The sequence below is a fragment of the Pseudofrankia inefficax genome (genome assembly GCF_000166135.1).
In the GTDB taxonomy this organism is placed as follows: Bacteria; Actinomycetota; Actinomycetes; order Frankiales; family Frankiaceae; genus Pseudofrankia; species Pseudofrankia inefficax.
In genome coordinates, this window is the sequence record NC_014666.1 from 7991539 (window position 1) to 8008259 (window position 16721).

The 16721-nt window shown below is 72.9% G+C and carries 17 protein-coding genes; 10 read left to right on the forward strand and 7 right to left on the reverse strand.

Translation table 11 applies throughout. From position 1 onward, the window contains the following. Nucleotides 1-167 precede the first annotated feature (167 nt). On the forward strand, nucleotides 168-716 hold the full coding sequence (locus FRAEUI1C_RS32445; RefSeq protein ID WP_013427619.1) for a DUF6328 family protein: 549 nt from the start codon (nucleotides 168-170) through the stop codon (nucleotides 714-716). A gap of 33 nt (nucleotides 717-749) precedes the next feature. Here FRAEUI1C_RS32445 and FRAEUI1C_RS32450 read toward each other — a convergent pair whose 3' ends face one another. The 6 genes from FRAEUI1C_RS32450 to FRAEUI1C_RS32475 all read right to left on the reverse strand — a co-directional run bounded on the left by FRAEUI1C_RS32450 (nucleotide 750) and on the right by FRAEUI1C_RS32475 (nucleotide 5776). After that, nucleotides 750-1649: a Rieske (2Fe-2S) protein gene (locus tag FRAEUI1C_RS32450; protein WP_041259793.1), complete on the reverse strand. Its 900-nt coding sequence runs from the start codon at nucleotides 1647-1649 to the stop codon at nucleotides 750-752. A 56-nt stretch (nucleotides 1650-1705) separates the two neighbouring features. After that, nucleotides 1706-2380 (reverse strand): HAD family hydrolase, encoded by a 675-nt coding sequence (locus tag FRAEUI1C_RS32455; RefSeq protein WP_232425201.1) that lies wholly within the window; start codon nucleotides 2378-2380, stop codon nucleotides 1706-1708. Nucleotides 2381-2468: 88 nt separating this feature from the next. Continuing rightward, nucleotides 2469-3215 (reverse strand): glycosyltransferase family 2 protein, encoded by a 747-nt coding sequence (locus FRAEUI1C_RS32460; RefSeq protein WP_049807049.1) that lies wholly within the window; start codon nucleotides 3213-3215, stop codon nucleotides 2469-2471. Next, complete coding sequence (locus FRAEUI1C_RS32465; RefSeq protein WP_013427623.1) at nucleotides 3202-3822, reverse strand: class I SAM-dependent DNA methyltransferase; 621 nt, start codon at nucleotides 3820-3822, stop codon at nucleotides 3202-3204. Before FRAEUI1C_RS32465 ends, FRAEUI1C_RS32460 begins: the two co-directional genes overlap by 14 nt. Further along, on the reverse strand, nucleotides 3819-4646 hold the full coding sequence (locus FRAEUI1C_RS32470) for a PIG-L deacetylase family protein (RefSeq protein WP_013427624.1): 828 nt from the start codon (nucleotides 4644-4646) through the stop codon (nucleotides 3819-3821). The genes FRAEUI1C_RS32465 and FRAEUI1C_RS32470 overlap by 4 nt, the downstream gene beginning before the upstream one ends. Then, nucleotides 4637-5776, reverse strand: a complete 1140-nt coding sequence (locus tag FRAEUI1C_RS32475; RefSeq protein WP_198318665.1) for an acyl-CoA dehydrogenase family protein — start codon at nucleotides 5774-5776, stop codon at nucleotides 4637-4639. The genes FRAEUI1C_RS32470 and FRAEUI1C_RS32475 overlap by 10 nt, the downstream gene beginning before the upstream one ends. A 346-nt stretch (nucleotides 5777-6122) precedes the next feature. Between FRAEUI1C_RS32475 and FRAEUI1C_RS32480 the strand changes: the two genes are divergently transcribed. The 9 genes from FRAEUI1C_RS32480 (at nucleotide 6123) to FRAEUI1C_RS32520 (ending at nucleotide 16246) form a co-directional block, all read left to right on the forward strand. Beyond that, nucleotides 6123-7916, forward strand: a complete 1794-nt coding sequence (locus tag FRAEUI1C_RS32480) for a thiamine pyrophosphate-requiring protein (RefSeq protein ID WP_013427626.1) — start codon at nucleotides 6123-6125, stop codon at nucleotides 7914-7916. 1 nt (nucleotide 7917) lies between these two features. Further along, a complete protein-coding gene (locus tag FRAEUI1C_RS32485) occupies nucleotides 7918-8382 on the forward strand; it encodes a hypothetical protein (RefSeq protein WP_013427627.1) in 465 nt (154 codons plus the stop codon). Then, nucleotides 8383-9093 carry a gluconate 2-dehydrogenase subunit 3 family protein gene (locus FRAEUI1C_RS32490; RefSeq protein WP_013427628.1) on the forward strand — a complete coding sequence of 237 codons (711 nt, stop codon included), beginning with the start codon at nucleotides 8383-8385 and terminating at the stop codon, nucleotides 9091-9093. Next, nucleotides 9090-10760, forward strand: a complete 1671-nt coding sequence (locus tag FRAEUI1C_RS32495) for a GMC family oxidoreductase (RefSeq protein WP_013427629.1) — start codon at nucleotides 9090-9092, stop codon at nucleotides 10758-10760. Before FRAEUI1C_RS32490 ends, FRAEUI1C_RS32495 begins: the two co-directional genes overlap by 4 nt. Then, on the forward strand, nucleotides 10757-11854 hold the full coding sequence (locus FRAEUI1C_RS32500; protein ID WP_013427630.1) for an enolase C-terminal domain-like protein: 1098 nt from the start codon (nucleotides 10757-10759) through the stop codon (nucleotides 11852-11854). The genes FRAEUI1C_RS32495 and FRAEUI1C_RS32500 overlap by 4 nt, the downstream gene beginning before the upstream one ends. Then, nucleotides 11847-13649: a glycoside hydrolase family 15 protein gene (locus FRAEUI1C_RS32505; RefSeq protein WP_013427631.1), complete on the forward strand. Its 1803-nt coding sequence runs from the start codon at nucleotides 11847-11849 to the stop codon at nucleotides 13647-13649. Before FRAEUI1C_RS32500 ends, FRAEUI1C_RS32505 begins: the two co-directional genes overlap by 8 nt. A 4-nt stretch (nucleotides 13650-13653) precedes the next feature. Next, nucleotides 13654-14670, forward strand: a complete 1017-nt coding sequence (locus FRAEUI1C_RS32510) for an SDR family oxidoreductase (protein WP_013427632.1) — start codon at nucleotides 13654-13656, stop codon at nucleotides 14668-14670. 82 nt (nucleotides 14671-14752) lie between these two features. Next, a complete protein-coding gene (locus FRAEUI1C_RS32515; protein ID WP_013427633.1) occupies nucleotides 14753-15499 on the forward strand; it encodes a DUF72 domain-containing protein in 747 nt (248 codons plus the stop codon). Between the two features lie 147 nt (nucleotides 15500-15646). Continuing rightward, a complete protein-coding gene (locus tag FRAEUI1C_RS32520; RefSeq protein WP_013427634.1) occupies nucleotides 15647-16246 on the forward strand; it encodes a hypothetical protein in 600 nt (199 codons plus the stop codon). Between the two features lie 4 nt (nucleotides 16247-16250). Here the strand turns inward: FRAEUI1C_RS32520 and FRAEUI1C_RS32525 are convergent, their stop codons facing one another. Next, nucleotides 16251-16685 (reverse strand): response regulator, encoded by a 435-nt coding sequence (locus tag FRAEUI1C_RS32525; protein ID WP_013427635.1) that lies wholly within the window; start codon nucleotides 16683-16685, stop codon nucleotides 16251-16253. Nucleotides 16686-16721 lie beyond the last annotated feature (36 nt).

Here is a 16721-nt window from a genome sequence, read left to right on the forward strand (position 1 = left end):
GCACTCCCTAGCCGCCACCGTTCCCAGCAGGAGCGTGGGAAATCAGGTCTGGGATGGGGCGCCGGGTGGCCATCGCCGCGCGGCATGCGCCAGCGGCTCGGACACACGACACGGGCCGTATCGGTCAGCAGGCGTCAGGCCGGCCGCGCGGGGGAAGATGACCGATCATGACGGGCGCGGACGAGGCAGCGTCGGGCGACGACCGGACACCGCCGGACGGGGGTTCCGGCCGCGAGCGCGGCGAGTCTCCGGAGGCGCGGCGTAACCGGAACTGGGGGGAGATCCTCCAGGAGCTGCGGGTCGTGCAGACCGGGGTGCAGCTGATCACCGCTTTTCTGCTCGCGCTGCCGTTCCAGAGCCGGTTCGCGACGCTGACCCGTTCCCAGCAGTCGCTGTACCTCGCCGTCGTGAGCCTGTCCATCCTCGCGACCGGCCTGCTGGTGACCCCGGTCGGGCTGCATCGCGCAATGTTCCGCAAGAAGGAGAAGGAAACCCTCGTCATCGTCGCCAACCGCCTCGCGCAGGCCGGTCTGGCCGTGTTCGCCGTCGCGGTCGCCGGCGTCGCGGCCCTCATCTTCGACGTCACGCAGGGCCGCACCGCCGGCGCCGTCGCCGGCGGAGTCACGCTGCTGCTGCTCGGAACGCTGTGGGCCGGCGTGCCCGCCATGATCCGGTCGACGCAGGCGGAAGCGGAGGAACAGCCCCGGCCGCGCTGATCGGGGGAGGGCAGGTCTTGCCCCGACCGGCTGCTACGCCTGGGCCGGTGTGCTGACGTCGACAGGGTTGACCCGCAGCGCCCTCTCTTCGCGGCGGCGGACCTGGAGGCGGCCGTCCCGCGCGCGCACCTCGTACCGCGGCTGCGGGCGGGTCGCCGGCCCGCGTCGGACCGCGCCGGTGCCGAGCGCGAAGCGGCTGCCGTGCCAGGGGCAGACGACACAGTCGCCGTCGCGCTTGCCTTCGGACAGCGAGCCGCCACGATGGGTGCACCGGTCGGCCAGCACCACGATCCGGCCCTCCAGGCGAGTCACCAGCAGCGGGACCCCGCCGACGTCGACCCGTCGCGGGACGTCGGTGACGTCGGCGGCGGACCCGGCGTCCGTCCATTCGGTCGGACCGGCCTGGAAGGCTGTGGTGTCCACGCCGACACCCTGCGCGTAGGCGAGATGACCGCCAAGCCAGCCGCCGACACCGAGCACGCCGGCCCCCGCCAGGCCGGCGAGACGCCCGGACCTGCCCTGCCGGCGCTGCCACCACGACAGGGCGTAGGCACTCAGGCCGACGGCGTTGGACGCCGCGTGCACGACACCGACACGGCGTTCCGCCTCCTGCGTGTCCAGCCAGTCCGACCAGCCCGCCAGCGCCGCCGGCCCGGCCGCGAGCAATCCGAGGCCGACAAGTCGCCGCGCGCCACGGCGAGCGTCGGGTCCCCCGACCAGGTCCAGGGCGGTGGCGCTCAGGAGGGTGCCGGCCGGCACCAGCACGGCGGCCGGGTGCAACGGATGACCGAGCTGGCGGCCGCTCAGCAGATCGCGCAGCCGCTCTGAGGACAACGTCCGCGACCAGAAGCCGGCGAGCCGCTCGGCGAGGGGGTCGATTACTCGCGCTCCTTCGACTGCCTCGACGAGCCGTTCGGTCCGCGGGCCGGCCATGTCCACGTCCGTTCCCCTCTCTTCGCGCGGCGTCGACGTCTGCTCCCAAACGGCGCCTACCCGTTGGAATCCCGCGCACACTTCAGCAGCCGGCCGATCGGGGAGTCGTCGAGGTGGGCCAGCAGGTCGTCCGGACCTGTGTAGACGGCGCTCGCTCCGGCCTCGGTGAGCTCGTCGGCGCCGATCCCACCGGTCAGGACGGCCACACAGCCCAGGCCCGCCCGCCTGGCGGCCAGGACGTCCCAGCGGCTGTCGCCGACCATCACCGCGTTCGCCGGGTCGGCACCCGAACGCTCCAGCGCGACCTCGAGGATGTCCGGCGCCGGTTTCGAGCTGTCCGCGTCGGCCGGCGACGTCACCGCGCTCAGACAGTCCTCCACGTCGAGCGCGGAACGCAGCGCACGCAGCTCGGCGGCGGGCGCTGACGTCGCCAGCACGACCCGAACGCCGCGGCGCGCGACCTCGCGGACCAGCTCGCGAGCCCCCGGCAGCGGCTGGATCAGGCCGATGAACGGACGGTAGTGCTCGCTGCGCGCGGCGGTCAGGATCTCGTCCCGGGCGCGGTCGCGGTCCGGGAGCAGGGCGTCGAGCAGCCGGTCGGAACCCATGCCGATGTGACGGTGGATCGCCGCCATCGTCGGATGGTGGCCCTCCTGAGCGAAGGCGCGCGACCAGGCGATGGTGTGGCCGTAGTTGGTGTCGGTGAGCGTGCCGTCCAGGTCGAACAACACAGCACGAACGGGATCTGTCACAGCCATGGCCCTACCCCGCCGACCGGCGAATACCTCCCGGATTGCGGCAGGTCCGCGCGGACGGCGCTCACGGGACGAGAGTGCGTAGCGTGTCGCCGAAGCCGCCGGCGGCCCTGGCGTCGCGGCGAGCGCTGGTGACGACCCGCGGGCCGCGGGTCCGTAGGACGCGGTGGCCGGTCGCGACCAGGGCGTCGACGAGGCCGTGGTCCTCGGCGACGGCCAGCGGTGGGTAGCCGCCCGCCCGCTGGTACGCCAGGGCCGTCACTCCGAGGTTGGCGCCGTGAACGTGTGGGTGACCTGGACGCCGGTGGTAGTGGCGCGCGAAGACTCCCGGCAGGTCGGGCGAGTGCTCGCTCCAGTCGACGACCTTGATCTCGCCGACGACGGCGTCGGCCCCGCGAGCCGCGAGCGCGCACTGCCAGGTCAGCCACCCGGGTGGCACGACGCTGTCGGCGTCGGTCGTGGCCAGCCACGTGCCGGCCAGGTCGTCGGGCCAGCCGGCGAGGATCTCCCGCAGACCCGCCGCGCGGGCGAGGCCGACGTTACGACCGGTGACGCTGATCGACCGAACCCGAGGTGGACGGGCCCGGCCGGCGGCGGCCAGTACCGCGGCCGTCCGCGCCGCCGACCGCACGACGAGCCCTGTCTCGTCGGTGCAGGCATCGAGGACGACGACGATCTCGACGGGGACCGGTGTCGCGATCGCGGCGACGATCAGCCCTCCCAGACAGGCCGGCAGCAGGTCCTGCTCGTTGTGGGCCGGAACGGCGACACCGATGCGGCGCACCCGGCGGCTGCGCCTATGCCTGGTCATGCGGGCCGCGGGTGACGAACACGTCGAGCAGGAAGTCACGCTCCACGTGCTGGGACACCCGGGTCAGCCCGTCGGCGGCGGCGAGGGTCTCGTGCACGTCGTCGCCGGTCAGCGGGTATTCGGCGACCGGATGCCGCCAGTGCACGGCGACGAGGCAGCCGTCCGGGTCAAGCGACTGGGTCGTGGCCGCTACGACGCGGTCGAGGTCGTGGCGCTCGAAGTAGTAGCCGATCTCGCTGAGCACGACGAGGTCGAAGGTCTGTGTGGGCCACTGCTCCGGCACGACCAGCCGCCGGATCTCGACGTGATCGAGGGCGGCGACCCGCTGGCGCGCCGCGGCGAGCGGTGCCTCGACGATGTCGGTGGCCAGCAGCCGGTCGCACCGTGCCGCGAGCAGGCCGGTGAGCACTCCGATCGAGCAGCCTGGCTCGAACGCGGACCGGAATCGGGGGTTCGGCAGCGCGGCGAGGGTGAGCGCGTACTTGCGTTCCTCGTACCAGCGGGACGCGAAGCCCCACGGGTCGTCGGCGGCGGCGTACATCCGCTCGAAGTAGTCCAGCCGGACGCCGGGAGCACGAGCGGTGTCGCCCGAGAGGCCGTCGCTCACCGCGCCCTCCCCCGTGCCGACAACGCGGCGGGCCAGCCGTCGCCGGCGCCCCGGAGGCGAGCGGGAAGGAAGAGGGTCTCCTCGTCGCGTAGCAGCCGGGCGAGCGTCGCGGGGGTCAGGATCGTCTCGTCTCCGGGCTGGTCGGACAGTGGTTCCACCTGGCTGCGGAAACACGCGGCGGCCCGGCGCTTGGCCTGGGCCACCCGCGGTGGCAGCCGGACCTGGACGGCCCGGTCCCAGGGCACGCGAGGGTCGCCCGGAGTCGCCCAGTGCCAGGTCCACACCGGGTACTCGACCAGCGGGACCCGGCGAGCGAGGCAGGCGCGGGCCGCGGCGGCACCGACCGCGTCGTGATCGGGATGCCCGTCCGCGGCGAACGTGGCCAGGCAGGTCATGCCCGGGCGCAGCAGCTCCTCGATCAGGCCCGCGACCTGGTGGACGTGGCGGTCGACCGTGCCGTCCGGGATGCCGAGGCGGTGGACCTCGACGTCCGCCAGGCCGAGTTCGGCGAGCGCGTCCCGCCGCTCCCGGGCCCGCCTGCCGACCAGCTCCGTGGGTCGCACCGTCGGCGATCTCGGATGGGACGCGTCGCCGTCGGTCACGGCCACGACGGTCACTGTCGCCCCCGCGGCGCGCGCCAGGGCCATCAGGCCACCGACGCCCAGCGTCTCGTCGTCCGGATGCGGCGCGACGACGAGCAGGTCGGCTGTCCCGTCGATCCCGATGCTCTGGCACAGGGTTGGCCAATCCAGGGACGGCCAGCTCCGCGCGGACAGCCAGGTCTGCCAGACCGCTTCGGCGGTGCCCGCCTCGGTCAGCACCATCCCGGCTCCCCGGCGGCGACCAGGCCGCCAAGCGTGGCCAGATCCCGCTCCGCGTGGCTCTGCCGCAGGTAGATCGTCAGGTCCTCGACCCGTCGCGCGTGCTCCAGATCGCCCACCAACGGCCCGGGGCCCAGCGCTCGCCCCACTCGGCGCAGGACCTCGTCCGCCGCTCGCTCCACCACCGCCCGTACGCGCAGAGCCCGGCGCTGCGCCTGGCCGGCCTCGTCGCCCGGGTCGGCGTCGATCTGGGCGGCGGCCTCGCGCAGCAGGCTGGCCGCGGCGCCGAGTTCCGCGTCCACCGCGCCGAGGTGCGCCAGCGCGTGCGGGTCAAGCTCACGGCGGCCCGCGGCCCCGGACAGCGCCCGCGCGACACCGACCGCACCGCCGAACCAACAGGCGGCGACCCCCACCGCGCCATGCCAGAAACCGGGCCGCTCGAGATAGGCGCCCGGCGGCCCGACGGGCCTGGCCGCCACCTCGTCGAACGTCACCGTCGACGTGCCGGACGCTCGCATCCCGCTGAACGCCCACGCATCGTCCGCCACCCGAACCCCCGGCTCCGCCAACGAGACCGCGAGCAACCGGTTCCCGTCGGCAGCGGCGGCGGTGACCAGCGCGTGCGTGAGAAACGGTGCGCCGGAACACCAGGCCTTCGCTCCGGACACCCGCCACGACGCGTCCGGCGCCACCCGGCCAGGACCTGCTTCCGGCCCAGCTGACGACGTCGGTGCCGCCGAGAGCGTCGCGGCCGGGTGCTCGGCGGCCCACACGCCCCAGCACGCTTCCTGCCCGGCCCAGCTGGCGGTCGCCCCGCCGTCGTCGAGCTCGGCGAGGATCGCCACCGCGTCGGCGTGCGCCTCCACCAGGCGGCCCAGCGTCACATCCGCCGCGCACGTCCTGGCGAACGCGGCGAACCGGGCCGCGCTGTCACCACTTCCCGGCAACGGCAGATCGCCGATCCAGCCCGCGCGGACGGCAGCGGCCAACGCCGTCCCGACCTCCGCCGACGACGGGCGGCCAGTCGGCGCCGGGCCTTCGAGATCATCGTTGGTCCGGCCAGCGGACGAGGCCGGGCCGGGGAACACCGAGAGGCTCCCAGGAGGCGGCGGGAGCTGTCTCAACGTCGTCATGCCCGTCCCCTAGCCGGCCGGACGCTGGCCAAACCGAACGGCCGCTCCGAACTCTCGGCCTTCTCCGGCCAGATCACTACCCGGCCTCTATCGCGATGTAGAAGGAATGGGCCGCCGACGTGCGGATTCATGCTGTTTGACGGCCAATAGGTCGGGTAGCGACCGGGTCGAGACGTGTATCCGCGCAATGGCCGTCGTTCCCCTTTCATGACTGGACTACGGGCTGGGCAGGCCGAAGGTCGGGCGACTGTCCACGCCCCGGATCGCCTGGCGCGTGGCTGGGGCGATTTCCCGGCTACGCGCGGTGTACTGATCCGACGGATTTGACGTGGAGAGGAATCACCTCGTGGCGCAGACAGTCGCGGACATTCTGCTGGCCCGGTTGCGGGAGTGGGGCGTCCGCCAGGTGTTCGGCTATCCGGGCGACGGCATCAACGGGCTGCTGGCGGCGTGGGGCCGGGCGGACAATGATCCGCAGTTCGTGCAGGCCCGCCACGAGGAGATGGCCGCGTTCGAGGCGGTCGGTTTCGCGAAGTTCAGCGGCCAGGTGGGGGTGTGCGCGGCCACGAGCGGCCCGGGCGCGATTCATCTGCTCAATGGCCTGTACGACGCGAAGCTCGACCATGTTCCGGTCGTGGCGCTGGTCGGTCAGACCGAGCGTTCCGCGATGGGTGGTTCCTACCAGCAGGAAGTCGACCTGCTCAGCCTCTACAAGGACGTCTGTAGCGACTATGTGCAGATGTGCACGGTCCCGAAGCAGCTGCCCAATCTGCTGGACCGGGCGATCAGGATCGCGCAGCAGGAGCACGCCCCGACCGCGATCATCTTCCCTTCGGACGTGTTCGACCTTCCGTATGAGGCACCGGAGCACGCGTTCAAGCAGGTTCCGTCCAGCGTCGGGACGACACCGGCGACGGTGACGCCTGATGCGGCGGGCCTGCAGCGTGCCGCGGACATCCTCAACGCCGGCGAGAAGGTCGCGCTGCTGGTGGGCCAAGGCGCCCGTGGCTGCGCCCAGGAGCTGACCGAGCTCGCCGAGCTGCTCGGCGCGGGCGCGGCGAAGGCGCTGCTCGGTAAGGACGTCCTGTCCGACGAGCTGGGGTGGGTGACGGGCTCGATCGGCCTGCTGGGCACGACGGCGTCGGAGAAGATGATGCGGGGCTGCGACACGCTGCTCACGGTCGGCTCGAACTTCCCGTACACGCAGTTCCTGCCGGACTTCGGCCAGGCGCGCGGCATCCAGATCGACCGCTCGGCCAAGTGGATCGGCATGCGCTATCCGTACGAGCTGAACCTGGTCGGCGACGCGAAAGCCACGCTGCGCGCCCTCCTACCGCTGATCGTCCGTAAGGACGACCGCGGCTGGCGGGAGACGATCGAGAAGAACACCGCCTCCTGGTGGAACACCTGTGAACGCCAGGCCATGACGGGCGCCGACCCGGTCAACCCCATGCGCATCTTCCACGAGCTCTCCCCGCGGCTGCCCGGTAACGCGATCGTGGCGGCCGACTCGGGCAGCGCCGCCAACTGGTACGCGCGCCATCTTCGTTTCCACGGGAACATCCGCGGCTCGCTGTCCGGAACCCTGGCGACGATGGGCCCCGGGGTTCCGTACGTGATCGGCGCGAAGTGGGCGCACCCGGACCGGCCGGGAATCGCGCTCGTCGGCGACGGCGCCATGCAGATGAACGGCCTTGCCGAGCTGATCACGGTCGCGCACTACTACCACCAGTGGACCGACCCCCGGCTGGTCGTCGCGATCCTGCACAACAACGATCTCAACCAGGTCACCTGGGAGATGCGCGCGATGGAGGGCTCCCCGAAGTTCGCCGAGTCCCAGAACCTGCCCGACGTCGACTACGCCGGCTTCGCCCGGTCACTCGGCCTGATCGGCCTGTCGGTGTCCACGCCCGACGCGGTCGGCCCCGCCTGGGACGAGGCGCTGACCGCCGACCGGCCGGCGGTCCTCGACATCCGCTGCGACCCCGACGTCCCGCCGATCCCGCCGCGGGCGACCGCCGAGCAGGCCCTGAACACGGCCAAGGCCGTCCTGCACGGCGACGAGAACCGGTGGGGATTCGTCCGCCAGGGCGTCAAGGACAAGGTCCAGCAGTACCTGCCCGGCACGAAGGAGAACTGACGTGACCGTGGCCGCGGATCTCCCGGACGTCGCGCAGACCGTGCTGGCGGACGTCCGGTCGGGGCGGTTCGAACGCAGCCTGTCGGCGTTGACCGCCGTCGGCGCCGCCGTGACGGCCGGGGAGATCTACCTGTCGCACGACGGGGCGAGTTTCGGCAACAAGATGATGTGGTGGCCGATCGTGATCGTCCCGGCGGCGATCCCGGCCGGGATCGCCGCGGTGTTCTCCCGGCGGGCCGCCCGGACCGTGCTGCCGCTGGCGTCGGCCGCGATCGTCGTGAACGGACTGCAGGGCACCTACCTGCACTGGCGCGGAGTGCGGCAGCGGCCCGGCGGCGTCACCCGCTACAACCTGGAGTCCGGTCCGCCGGTGTTCGCGCCGCTGCTGGCGTCGGTCGTGGGCGGGATGGGGCTGCTCGCCTCGGTCCTGCGCCGTGAGGGACACCCGCCGCAGGGAGACCGGTAGATGCCGTTCCGAGCACCGGACCAACACGGCGTCACCCCGCAGCGCAAGGGCCGTTTCCCCGGCTTCAACGTCCTCGACAGCGTCGACGCCTGGGACGACGTCACCGCCGGGGTCGTCCTGCACCGGCTCGTGCCGCCGGCGGACCTGACGTTCTTCACACCACCCGAGGCGGCGATCGCCGGGCGGCTGCTCGACCTGCTCCTGGCCCAGGACGGCGAGCCGCGCGTCCCCGTGCTGGCGCTGGTCGACGGACGCCTCGCCGCAGGCGAGACCGACGGCTGGCACTACGACGACCTACCGCAAGACGCCCAGGCCTGGCGCGACACGCTCGGCTTCCTCGACGCCGACGCCCGCGACGCCCACGGCCTCGGCTTCGCGGAACTCGACGAGCCGGCGCAGGCAGCGATCATCCAGGCCGTGCAGGACCGGACCCGGGACGGGCAGGACTGGCACCGCTGGGCGGCGGCCCGCAGCTGGAGCCTGTGGACCCGCTACGCCTGCACAGCCTTCTACTCCCACCCGTGGGCCTGGAACGAGATCGGCTTCCCCGGGCCGGCCTACCCGCGCGGCTACCTCAACCCGGGCGTCAACGCGCGGGAGCACTGGGAGGTCGCCGAGCAGGACGCCCTCGACCCGGTGCCCTTCGCCGCACGGGTCGAACGCGAACGCCACGAACACCAGCGCCTCCTCACCCCGGAGGAATCCCCGTGAGGCGGCGGGAGAACGTGCGGGACCGCAACGCCTCGGCCTGGCTGCTGCCGAACGACGGCAGCCGCACCGACCACCGGCTGCGCGCGGACATGCGCCGGTTCGACGGCGACGACGAGGTCGACCTCGTCGTGGTCGGCGCGGGCGCGGGCGGCGGCGTGCTGACCCAGCGGCTGGCCCGGGCCGGCTGGCGGGTCGTCTGCCTCGACGCCGGGCCGTTCTGGGACCCCGACACCGACTGGGTCAGCGACGAGCGCGGCGCCCACGTCCTGTACTGGACCGAACCGCGCCAGATCGGCGGCGGCGACCCGGTGCCGCTGGGCTCGAACAACTCCGGCCGAGGCGTCGGCGGCTCGATGGTCCACTACGCCGGGTACACGCCCCGGCTGCACCCGTCGGACTTCACGACCCGCAGCGTCGACGGCGTCGGCGCGGACTGGCCGATCGGCTACCAGGACCTGCGGCCGTACTACGAGGCGATCGAGGCAGAGCTGCCCGTCGCCGGCCAGTCCTGGCCCTGGGGCGACCCCCACCGCTACCCCCATAGCCCGCATCCGGTCGGCGGCAACGGCGAGATCTTCCTACGCGGCGCAGCCGCGCTCGGGATCGAGGCGCGGGTCGGCCCGGTCGCGATCGCCAACGGCCGGTTCGGGAACCGCCCGCACTGCATCTACCGGGGCTTCTGCCTGCAGGGCTGCAAGGTCAACGCCAAGGCGAGCCCGCTGATCACCCACATCCCCGACGCCCTCGCGCACGGAGCGGAGATCCGCCCGGACAGCCACGTCAGCCGCATCCTGGTCGACGACCGAGCCGGCCGGGTCACCGGCGTGACCTACCTGCGCGACGGGCGCGAGCACGTCCAGCGGGCCCGGGCCGTCGCCGTCGCCGGCTACTCGATCGAGACGCCACGGCTGCTGCTGCTCTCGACAAGCCGCCGCTGGCCCGCCGGGCTCGGCAACGACCACGACCAGGTCGGCCGCTACCTGATGGTCCAGGGCGCGCCGCAGACCGCCGGCCGGTTCGACGACGAGATCCGGATGTACAAGACACCGCCGCCGGAGGTGTCCAGCGAGCACTACTACGAGACCGACCCGACCAGGCCCTACCGGCGCGGCTGGTCGATCCAGAACGTCAGCCCCCTGCCCATCACCTGGGCCGAACACGTCATCGCCCAAGGCCACTGGGGCGCGCCCCTGCGGGAGTACATGCGCGACTACGTCCACTGGGCCACCCTCGGCGCCCTGTGCGAGTACCTGCCCCGGGCCGACAACCGGGTGACCCTCGCCGACGAGACCGACCGGCACGGACTGCCCGTCGCGCACTTCTCCTACACCCGCTGCGACAACGACCAGCTCCTGCACAAAGCGGCGACACGCTCGATGGAGGCCATCCTGACCGCGGCGGGTGCGACCGAGGTGATGACGATCGACCGGTACGCCCACCTGGTCGGCGGCGCGCGGATGGCGACCCACGCGGCGGACGGTGTCGTCGACGCCGAGCACCGGGTCTTCGGCCTGCCCAACCTCTACGTCGTCGACGGCAGCGTCCTGCCGACCCAGGGCGCGGCCAACCCGGCCCTGACCATCATGGCGCTCGCGGCGCGAGCAGCCGACCGGCTCGCGGCGCACAGCCGGCGCGGCCTCACCGAGCACGAGCTGAGCCACGCATGACCCGCGACGACCCCCGCCTGGAGGGCCTGACCGCCGCCGTCTACCGGTTCCCGACCGACCGGCCGGAAGCCGACGGCACCCTGACCTGGGACGCCACCACCGCCGTCGCCGTGACCCTGCGCGCCGGCGGGCGGACCGGCGTGGGCTGGACGTACGGCGCGCCCGCCGCCGCCACCGTGATCGCCGACCACCTCGCCGAGGCCTTGCACGGCCTACGCGTCTGGGACATCGCGGCCGGCTGGTCGGCGATGCACCGCGCCTGCCGCAACATCGGCACCCGCGGCGTCACGATGATGGCGATCAGCGCCGTCGACGTCGCCTGGTGGGACCTGAAGGCCCGGATGCTCGGCGTGCCGCTCACCACCCTGTTCGGCCAGTGCCGGGAGGCCGTGCCGGTCTACGGCTCCGGCGGCTTCACCACGCTCGACGACGCCCAACTCGCCGAGCAGGTCGCCGGCTGGCAGGCCGCCGGCACCACCAGCCTGAAGATCAAGATCGGGGAGGCGGGCGGCACGCGGATCGACCGTGACCTGGCCCGGGTCGCCAGGCTGCGGGAGCTCGCCGGAGACAGCGCGCAGCTGATGGTCGACGCGAACGGCGGCTACACGGTCGGGCAGGCGCGCCGGGTCGGCGGGTGGCTCGACGATCTGGGCGTCACCTGGTTCGAGGAACCGGTCAGCAGCGACGACCTCGCGGGGCTGGCCGCCGTGCGCGCCGCGGTGCGCTGCGACGTCGCTGCCGGGGAGTACGCCGCCGACCTCTACGACGTCCAGGCGCTGCTTCCCGTCGTCGACTGCGTCCAACTGGACGTCACCCGCTGCGGTGGCTACACCGGTTGGCTGCGCGCCGCCGCCCTCGCCCAGGCCCGCAATCTGGAGGTCTCCGCCCACTGCGCGCCCGCGCTGCACGCCCCGGTCGCCGCGGCCGTCCCGAACCTGCGCCACGTCGAATGGTTCGCCGACCACGCCCGCCTCGAACCCCTGCTCGCCGACGGCGTCCCGCCCGTCGCCGCCGGAGCCCTCCAGCTCGCCGACCGCGACGCGGGCCACGGCCTGACGCTCGCGGCCGGCGCGGAACGGTGGCGCGTTGGCTGAGCAGACCGACCCCCGCGTGCTCTACCCGCCACGCGCGCTGCGTGACTACGCCTTCCTCGGCGACGGCGAACGCGGCGCGCTGCTCGGCCCGGACGGCGACCTCGCCTGGATGTGCGCCCCGGCGTGGGACTCCGACGCCGTGTTCGCCACCCTGATCGGCGGCGCCGGCTGCTACGCCGTCACACCGGTCGGCCGCTTCACCTGGGGCGGCTCCTACAACCCGCGATCGCTGATCTGGACCAGCCGCTGGGTCCTCACCGACGGCGTCGTCGAATGCCGCGACGCGCTGGCGCTGCCCGCCGACCCGCACACGGCGGTGGTCCTGCGCCGGATCCGGGTGGTCGAGGGCTCCGTGCGCCTGCGCGTCGTGCTCGACGTCCGCGCCGGCTTCGGCCAGCAGGCCATGGCCGCCGCCGCGGACACCGGCCGCGGCCGAACGGGCGGCGTGTGGACCGGCCAGTCCGGTCCGCTGGCCTTCCGCTGGTGGGGCGCGTCCGAGGCGACCCGCACCGGCGACGGCCCCCTGATGCTCACCCTGAACCTCCTGACCGCCGGCGACCAGCACGACCTGTGCCTGGAGATCAGCGACCGGCCACTCCCCCGCCGCCGGCGCGGCATCCGCCCCGACCAGCTGTGGGCGGCGACCGAGAGCGGCTGGCGGGAGCGGGCCGGCGTCCCGGCGGCGGGCACGCTCGCCCGCCGCGACGCCGAGCAGGCACTGGCAACCCTCACCGGACTGACCAGCTCCGTCGGCGGCATGGCGGCCGCGGCCACGATGAGCCTGCCCGAACACGCCGGCGCCGGACGTAACTACGACTACCGCTACGCCTGGATCCGCGACCAGTGCTACGCCGGCCGAGCCGCCGCGGCCCACGGCCAGCTCGCCCTGCTGGACACGACCGTCGACTTCGTCGCGCAACGCCTGCTGGCCGACGGGCCGGATCTGAGGCCGACCTACACCACCCGCGGCGGCCCGGTCCCGGCCGAACGCGCCCTGACCCACCTGGCCGGCTACCCCGGCGGCACGGACAGGGCCGGCAACCAGGCCAACCACCAGTTCCAACTCGACACGTTCGGCGAGGCCCTCGAGCTGTTCGCCCTCGCCGCCGGACACGACCGGCTCGACCTCGACGGCTGGAAGGCGATCCAGACCGCCGTCGACGCGATCACCCAGCGCGGACACGAGCCGGACGCCGGCATCTGGGAGCTCGACGACCGCCGCTGGGCCCATTCCCGGCTGACCTGCGTCGGCGGCCTGCGCGCCGTCGCCGGCCACGCGCCCGCCCGGCTCGCCCGCCGCTACACCGACCTGGCCGACGCGCTGCTCGCCGACGTCACCGCCGACTGCGTACATCCCACTGGCCGCTGGCAACGCTCCCCCGACGACCCCCGCGTCGACGCCGCCCTCCTGCTGCCCGCCCTGCGCGGCGCCCTGCCACCCACCGACCCACGATCGCGGGCGACGGTCGCGGCGGTCGAGGCCGACCTCGTCCACGACGACTACGTCTACCGCTTCCGCCTCGACGGCAAGCCCCTCGGCGAGGCCGAAGGCGCGTTCCTGCTCTGCGGGTTCCTGCTCGCGCTCGCCCGCCACTCCCTCGGCGACCCGGTCGGAGCCCGGGCCCTGTTCGAACGCGGCCGGGCCAGCTGCGGCAGCCCCGGCCTGTTCGCCGAGGAGTTCGACGTCGACCAGCGCCAGCTACGCGGCAACCTGCCCCAGGCGTTCGTCCACGCCCTCCTGCTCGAAACCGCCGCCACCCTCGCCACAGACCCGCCATCAGCAAGAAAAAGGTGAAGCCATGACCGAACGTCGCGTCGCGCTCGTGACCGGAGCCTCCGCGGGCGTCGGGCGCGCGACCGCCCTCGCCCTGGCCGACCACGGCTTCGACGTCGCGCTCCTCGCCCGCGGCGACGCCGGCCTACAGGCAGCCGCCCGCGACGTGCGCGACCGGGGCCGCCGTGCCCTCGTCCTGCCCGCCGACGTCGCCGACCACAAGGCCGTCGACGCGGCGGCGACCGCCGCCGAGGACGAGCTCGGTCCCCTCGACGTCTGGGTCAACAACGCCATGACCACGACGTTCGCACCACTCGCCGACACCGCACCCGAGGACCTCCGCCGGGCCATCGAGGTCACCTTCCTCGGCCAGGTCTGGGGCACGATGGCCGCACTCGATCGGATGCGCCCCCGCGACCGCGGCTCGATCGTCAACATCGGCTCGGCGCTCGCCTTCCTGGGCATCCCCCTGCAGGCCCCCTACTGCGCCGCGAAGTTCGCCTGCCGGGGCTTCTTCGAGGCCGCCCGGGCCGAACTGCTGCACGACGGCAGCCGGGTACGCCTCTCGATGGTCCACCTGCCCGCCGTCAACACCCCGCAGTTCAGCTGGTGCCACACGACGATGACCCGCCAGCCCCAGCCCGTCCCACCGATCTACGAGCCCGAAGTCTGCGCGAAGCACATCGTGCGCGTCGCCCTCGACGGCCGCCACTCCATGATCATCGGCTCGTGGAACAAGGCACTGGTCGCGGCCGGCTCGATCGCCCCCGGTTTCGGCAACCACTACGCCGCGCTCGGCGCCTGGGACACCCAGCTCACCGACGCCCCGCTGCCCACCAACCGGCCCGACAACCTGCGCCAGCCCGCCGACGACACCCACGACCACGGCGCGCACGGCATCTTCGACACCCAGGCCCACGGCGTCCGAACGCCAGCCTTCCTCAAGTCGCTGCCCCAGACCGGGCGCACCTTCGTCCGCGCGCTGCGCGCCACGGCCCACGACCGCCGCCGCCCCGGCGCCCACCAGGCGATCCGGGCCTGACGCACACCAGCTTGAACCGCCGGCCCACAAGGACCTGGCAGCTCGGACGCGACGCGGACGGAAGCGGAGGTGCGGGCCGCTGATGGCGAACCTGTACATCGGAACGTCCGGGTGGAGCTACGACCACTGGGACGGTGTCCTCTACCCCGCGGGAACGCCACCGCGACAGCGGCTGGAGATCTACACCCGCCACTTCGACACCGTCGAGCTCAACGCCAGCTTCTACCGGTGGCCATCCGACGCGGCGTTCGCGTCCTGGCGACGACGCCTGCCGGCCGGATTCACGATGTCGGTGAAGGCACCCCGCGGCCTCACCCACGCCAAGCGCCTGCACAGCCCCGAAGCCTGGACCGGGCGCATCATCGCCGGCTGGCACGAGCTGGGTGAACGCCGCGCTGTCGTCCTCGTCCAGCTCGATGCCCGCCAGACCAGGGACGACGCCCGGCTGGAGTACTTCCTCGCCGGCATCCCGCCCTGGCTCCGGCTCGCCGTGGAGCTGCGGCACGCGTCCTGGCACACCGAACCCGTCTATGCACTGCTGGAGCGACATCAGGCCGCCTACTGCGTCGTCAGCGGCGCGGGCCTGCCCTGCGTCCTGCGGGCCACGACGTCGTTCGTCTACGTCCGGCTGCACGGACCCGACCACGACGCGCTCTACGCGGGCTCCTACAGCGACGACGACCTACGGTGGTGGCGCGACCGGATCGCCGAGTGGCGCGCCGGCGGCCTCGACGTCTACGCCTACTTCAACAACGACGGACACGGCCACGCCGTCCGCAACGCCCGCACCCTGTCCGCACTGTGCGGTGTCCCCGCCCCCACCACGTAAAGGGCCCCCGTACTGCGGAAGCCCGCGTTCAGACCGCTACTCGACGGGTACGGCCTGATTCAGTGCGTTACCGATGGTACCCGCGCCCGGCCGCCCGATTTCGTACTCACGGGGCAGCTGTGCCGGCCAATCGGGAGGTGATGGCACATGGGTGTTTCGCTCGCTGGATCCACGCAGGGGCGGGTCATCACGAACGCCGTGGGATGGTTCGGACGGGCCGCGGGATCTCGCGGTGATCCCGGCGCCGACCGGCTGCTCGGGATCTATCTCAACGATCACCTGGCGGGTTCCACTGCCGGCCTGCGGCTCGCTCGCCGACTGGCGGAAGGGCACGACAGCACGGCACTCGGCCCAGCGCTCGCGTCGATCTCGCGGGAGATCGACACCGACCGGGCGGCGTTCATCGCGATACTGACGCGGCTGGGGATCTCGCGGCGCCGCTACAAGATGGTGGCCGGCTGGCTCGCCGAGTTCTTCGCACGCGCGAAGGCCAACGGCCGGATCCTCAGACGTTCGCCGCTCAGCTCGGTCGTCGAACTGGAGATGCTGCGCCTCGGCGTCGAGGGCAAGTCGCTCGGCTGGCAGACGCTGCGCACGGTCGCGCTGCATGACCCGGCCCTGGACCTGGACAGTGACGAACTCGACGTTCTCGCGTCACGCGCTCGCCATCAGGCAAGCCGTCTGGAGGAGCTGCGCACCGCGGCCATACGCGAGGCCCTGAGCCGGAACGCGGCCCACCTCGCCTAGCTGGTCACCGCTGGCGGGCGAGCCGGACGAGGTCCAGGAAGAAGTCGTCGATCGCGTGGACCGCGCCGAGGAAGCCGTCCAGCTCCCTGGGCTTGCAGACATAGGCGTTCGCGTGCAGCCCGTAGGCAGCCATCAGGTCATCGGGAGCGTCCGAGGTCGTGAGCACCACAACAGGGATCGCCCGCAACGCCGGATCGCTCTTGATAGCCGCCAAGGTCTCCCGGCCGTCCATGCGCGGCATGTTCAGATCGAGAATGATCAGATCCGGCCTCGGGCGCGCGGGGTCGCGCAGATACGCCATCGCCTCGACGCCATCGCCCACGACCTGGACATTCTGTCCGAGGCCGCGGATCTCGAAGGCCTCCTCGACCAGCAGGGCGTCGCCCGGGTCGTCCTCAGCGAGCAGAACCGTGTAGGGGCGGCTGGGCGCAGCGAGCATCAACAGGAATCTCCACAGATCGTTCGTATTACTCGC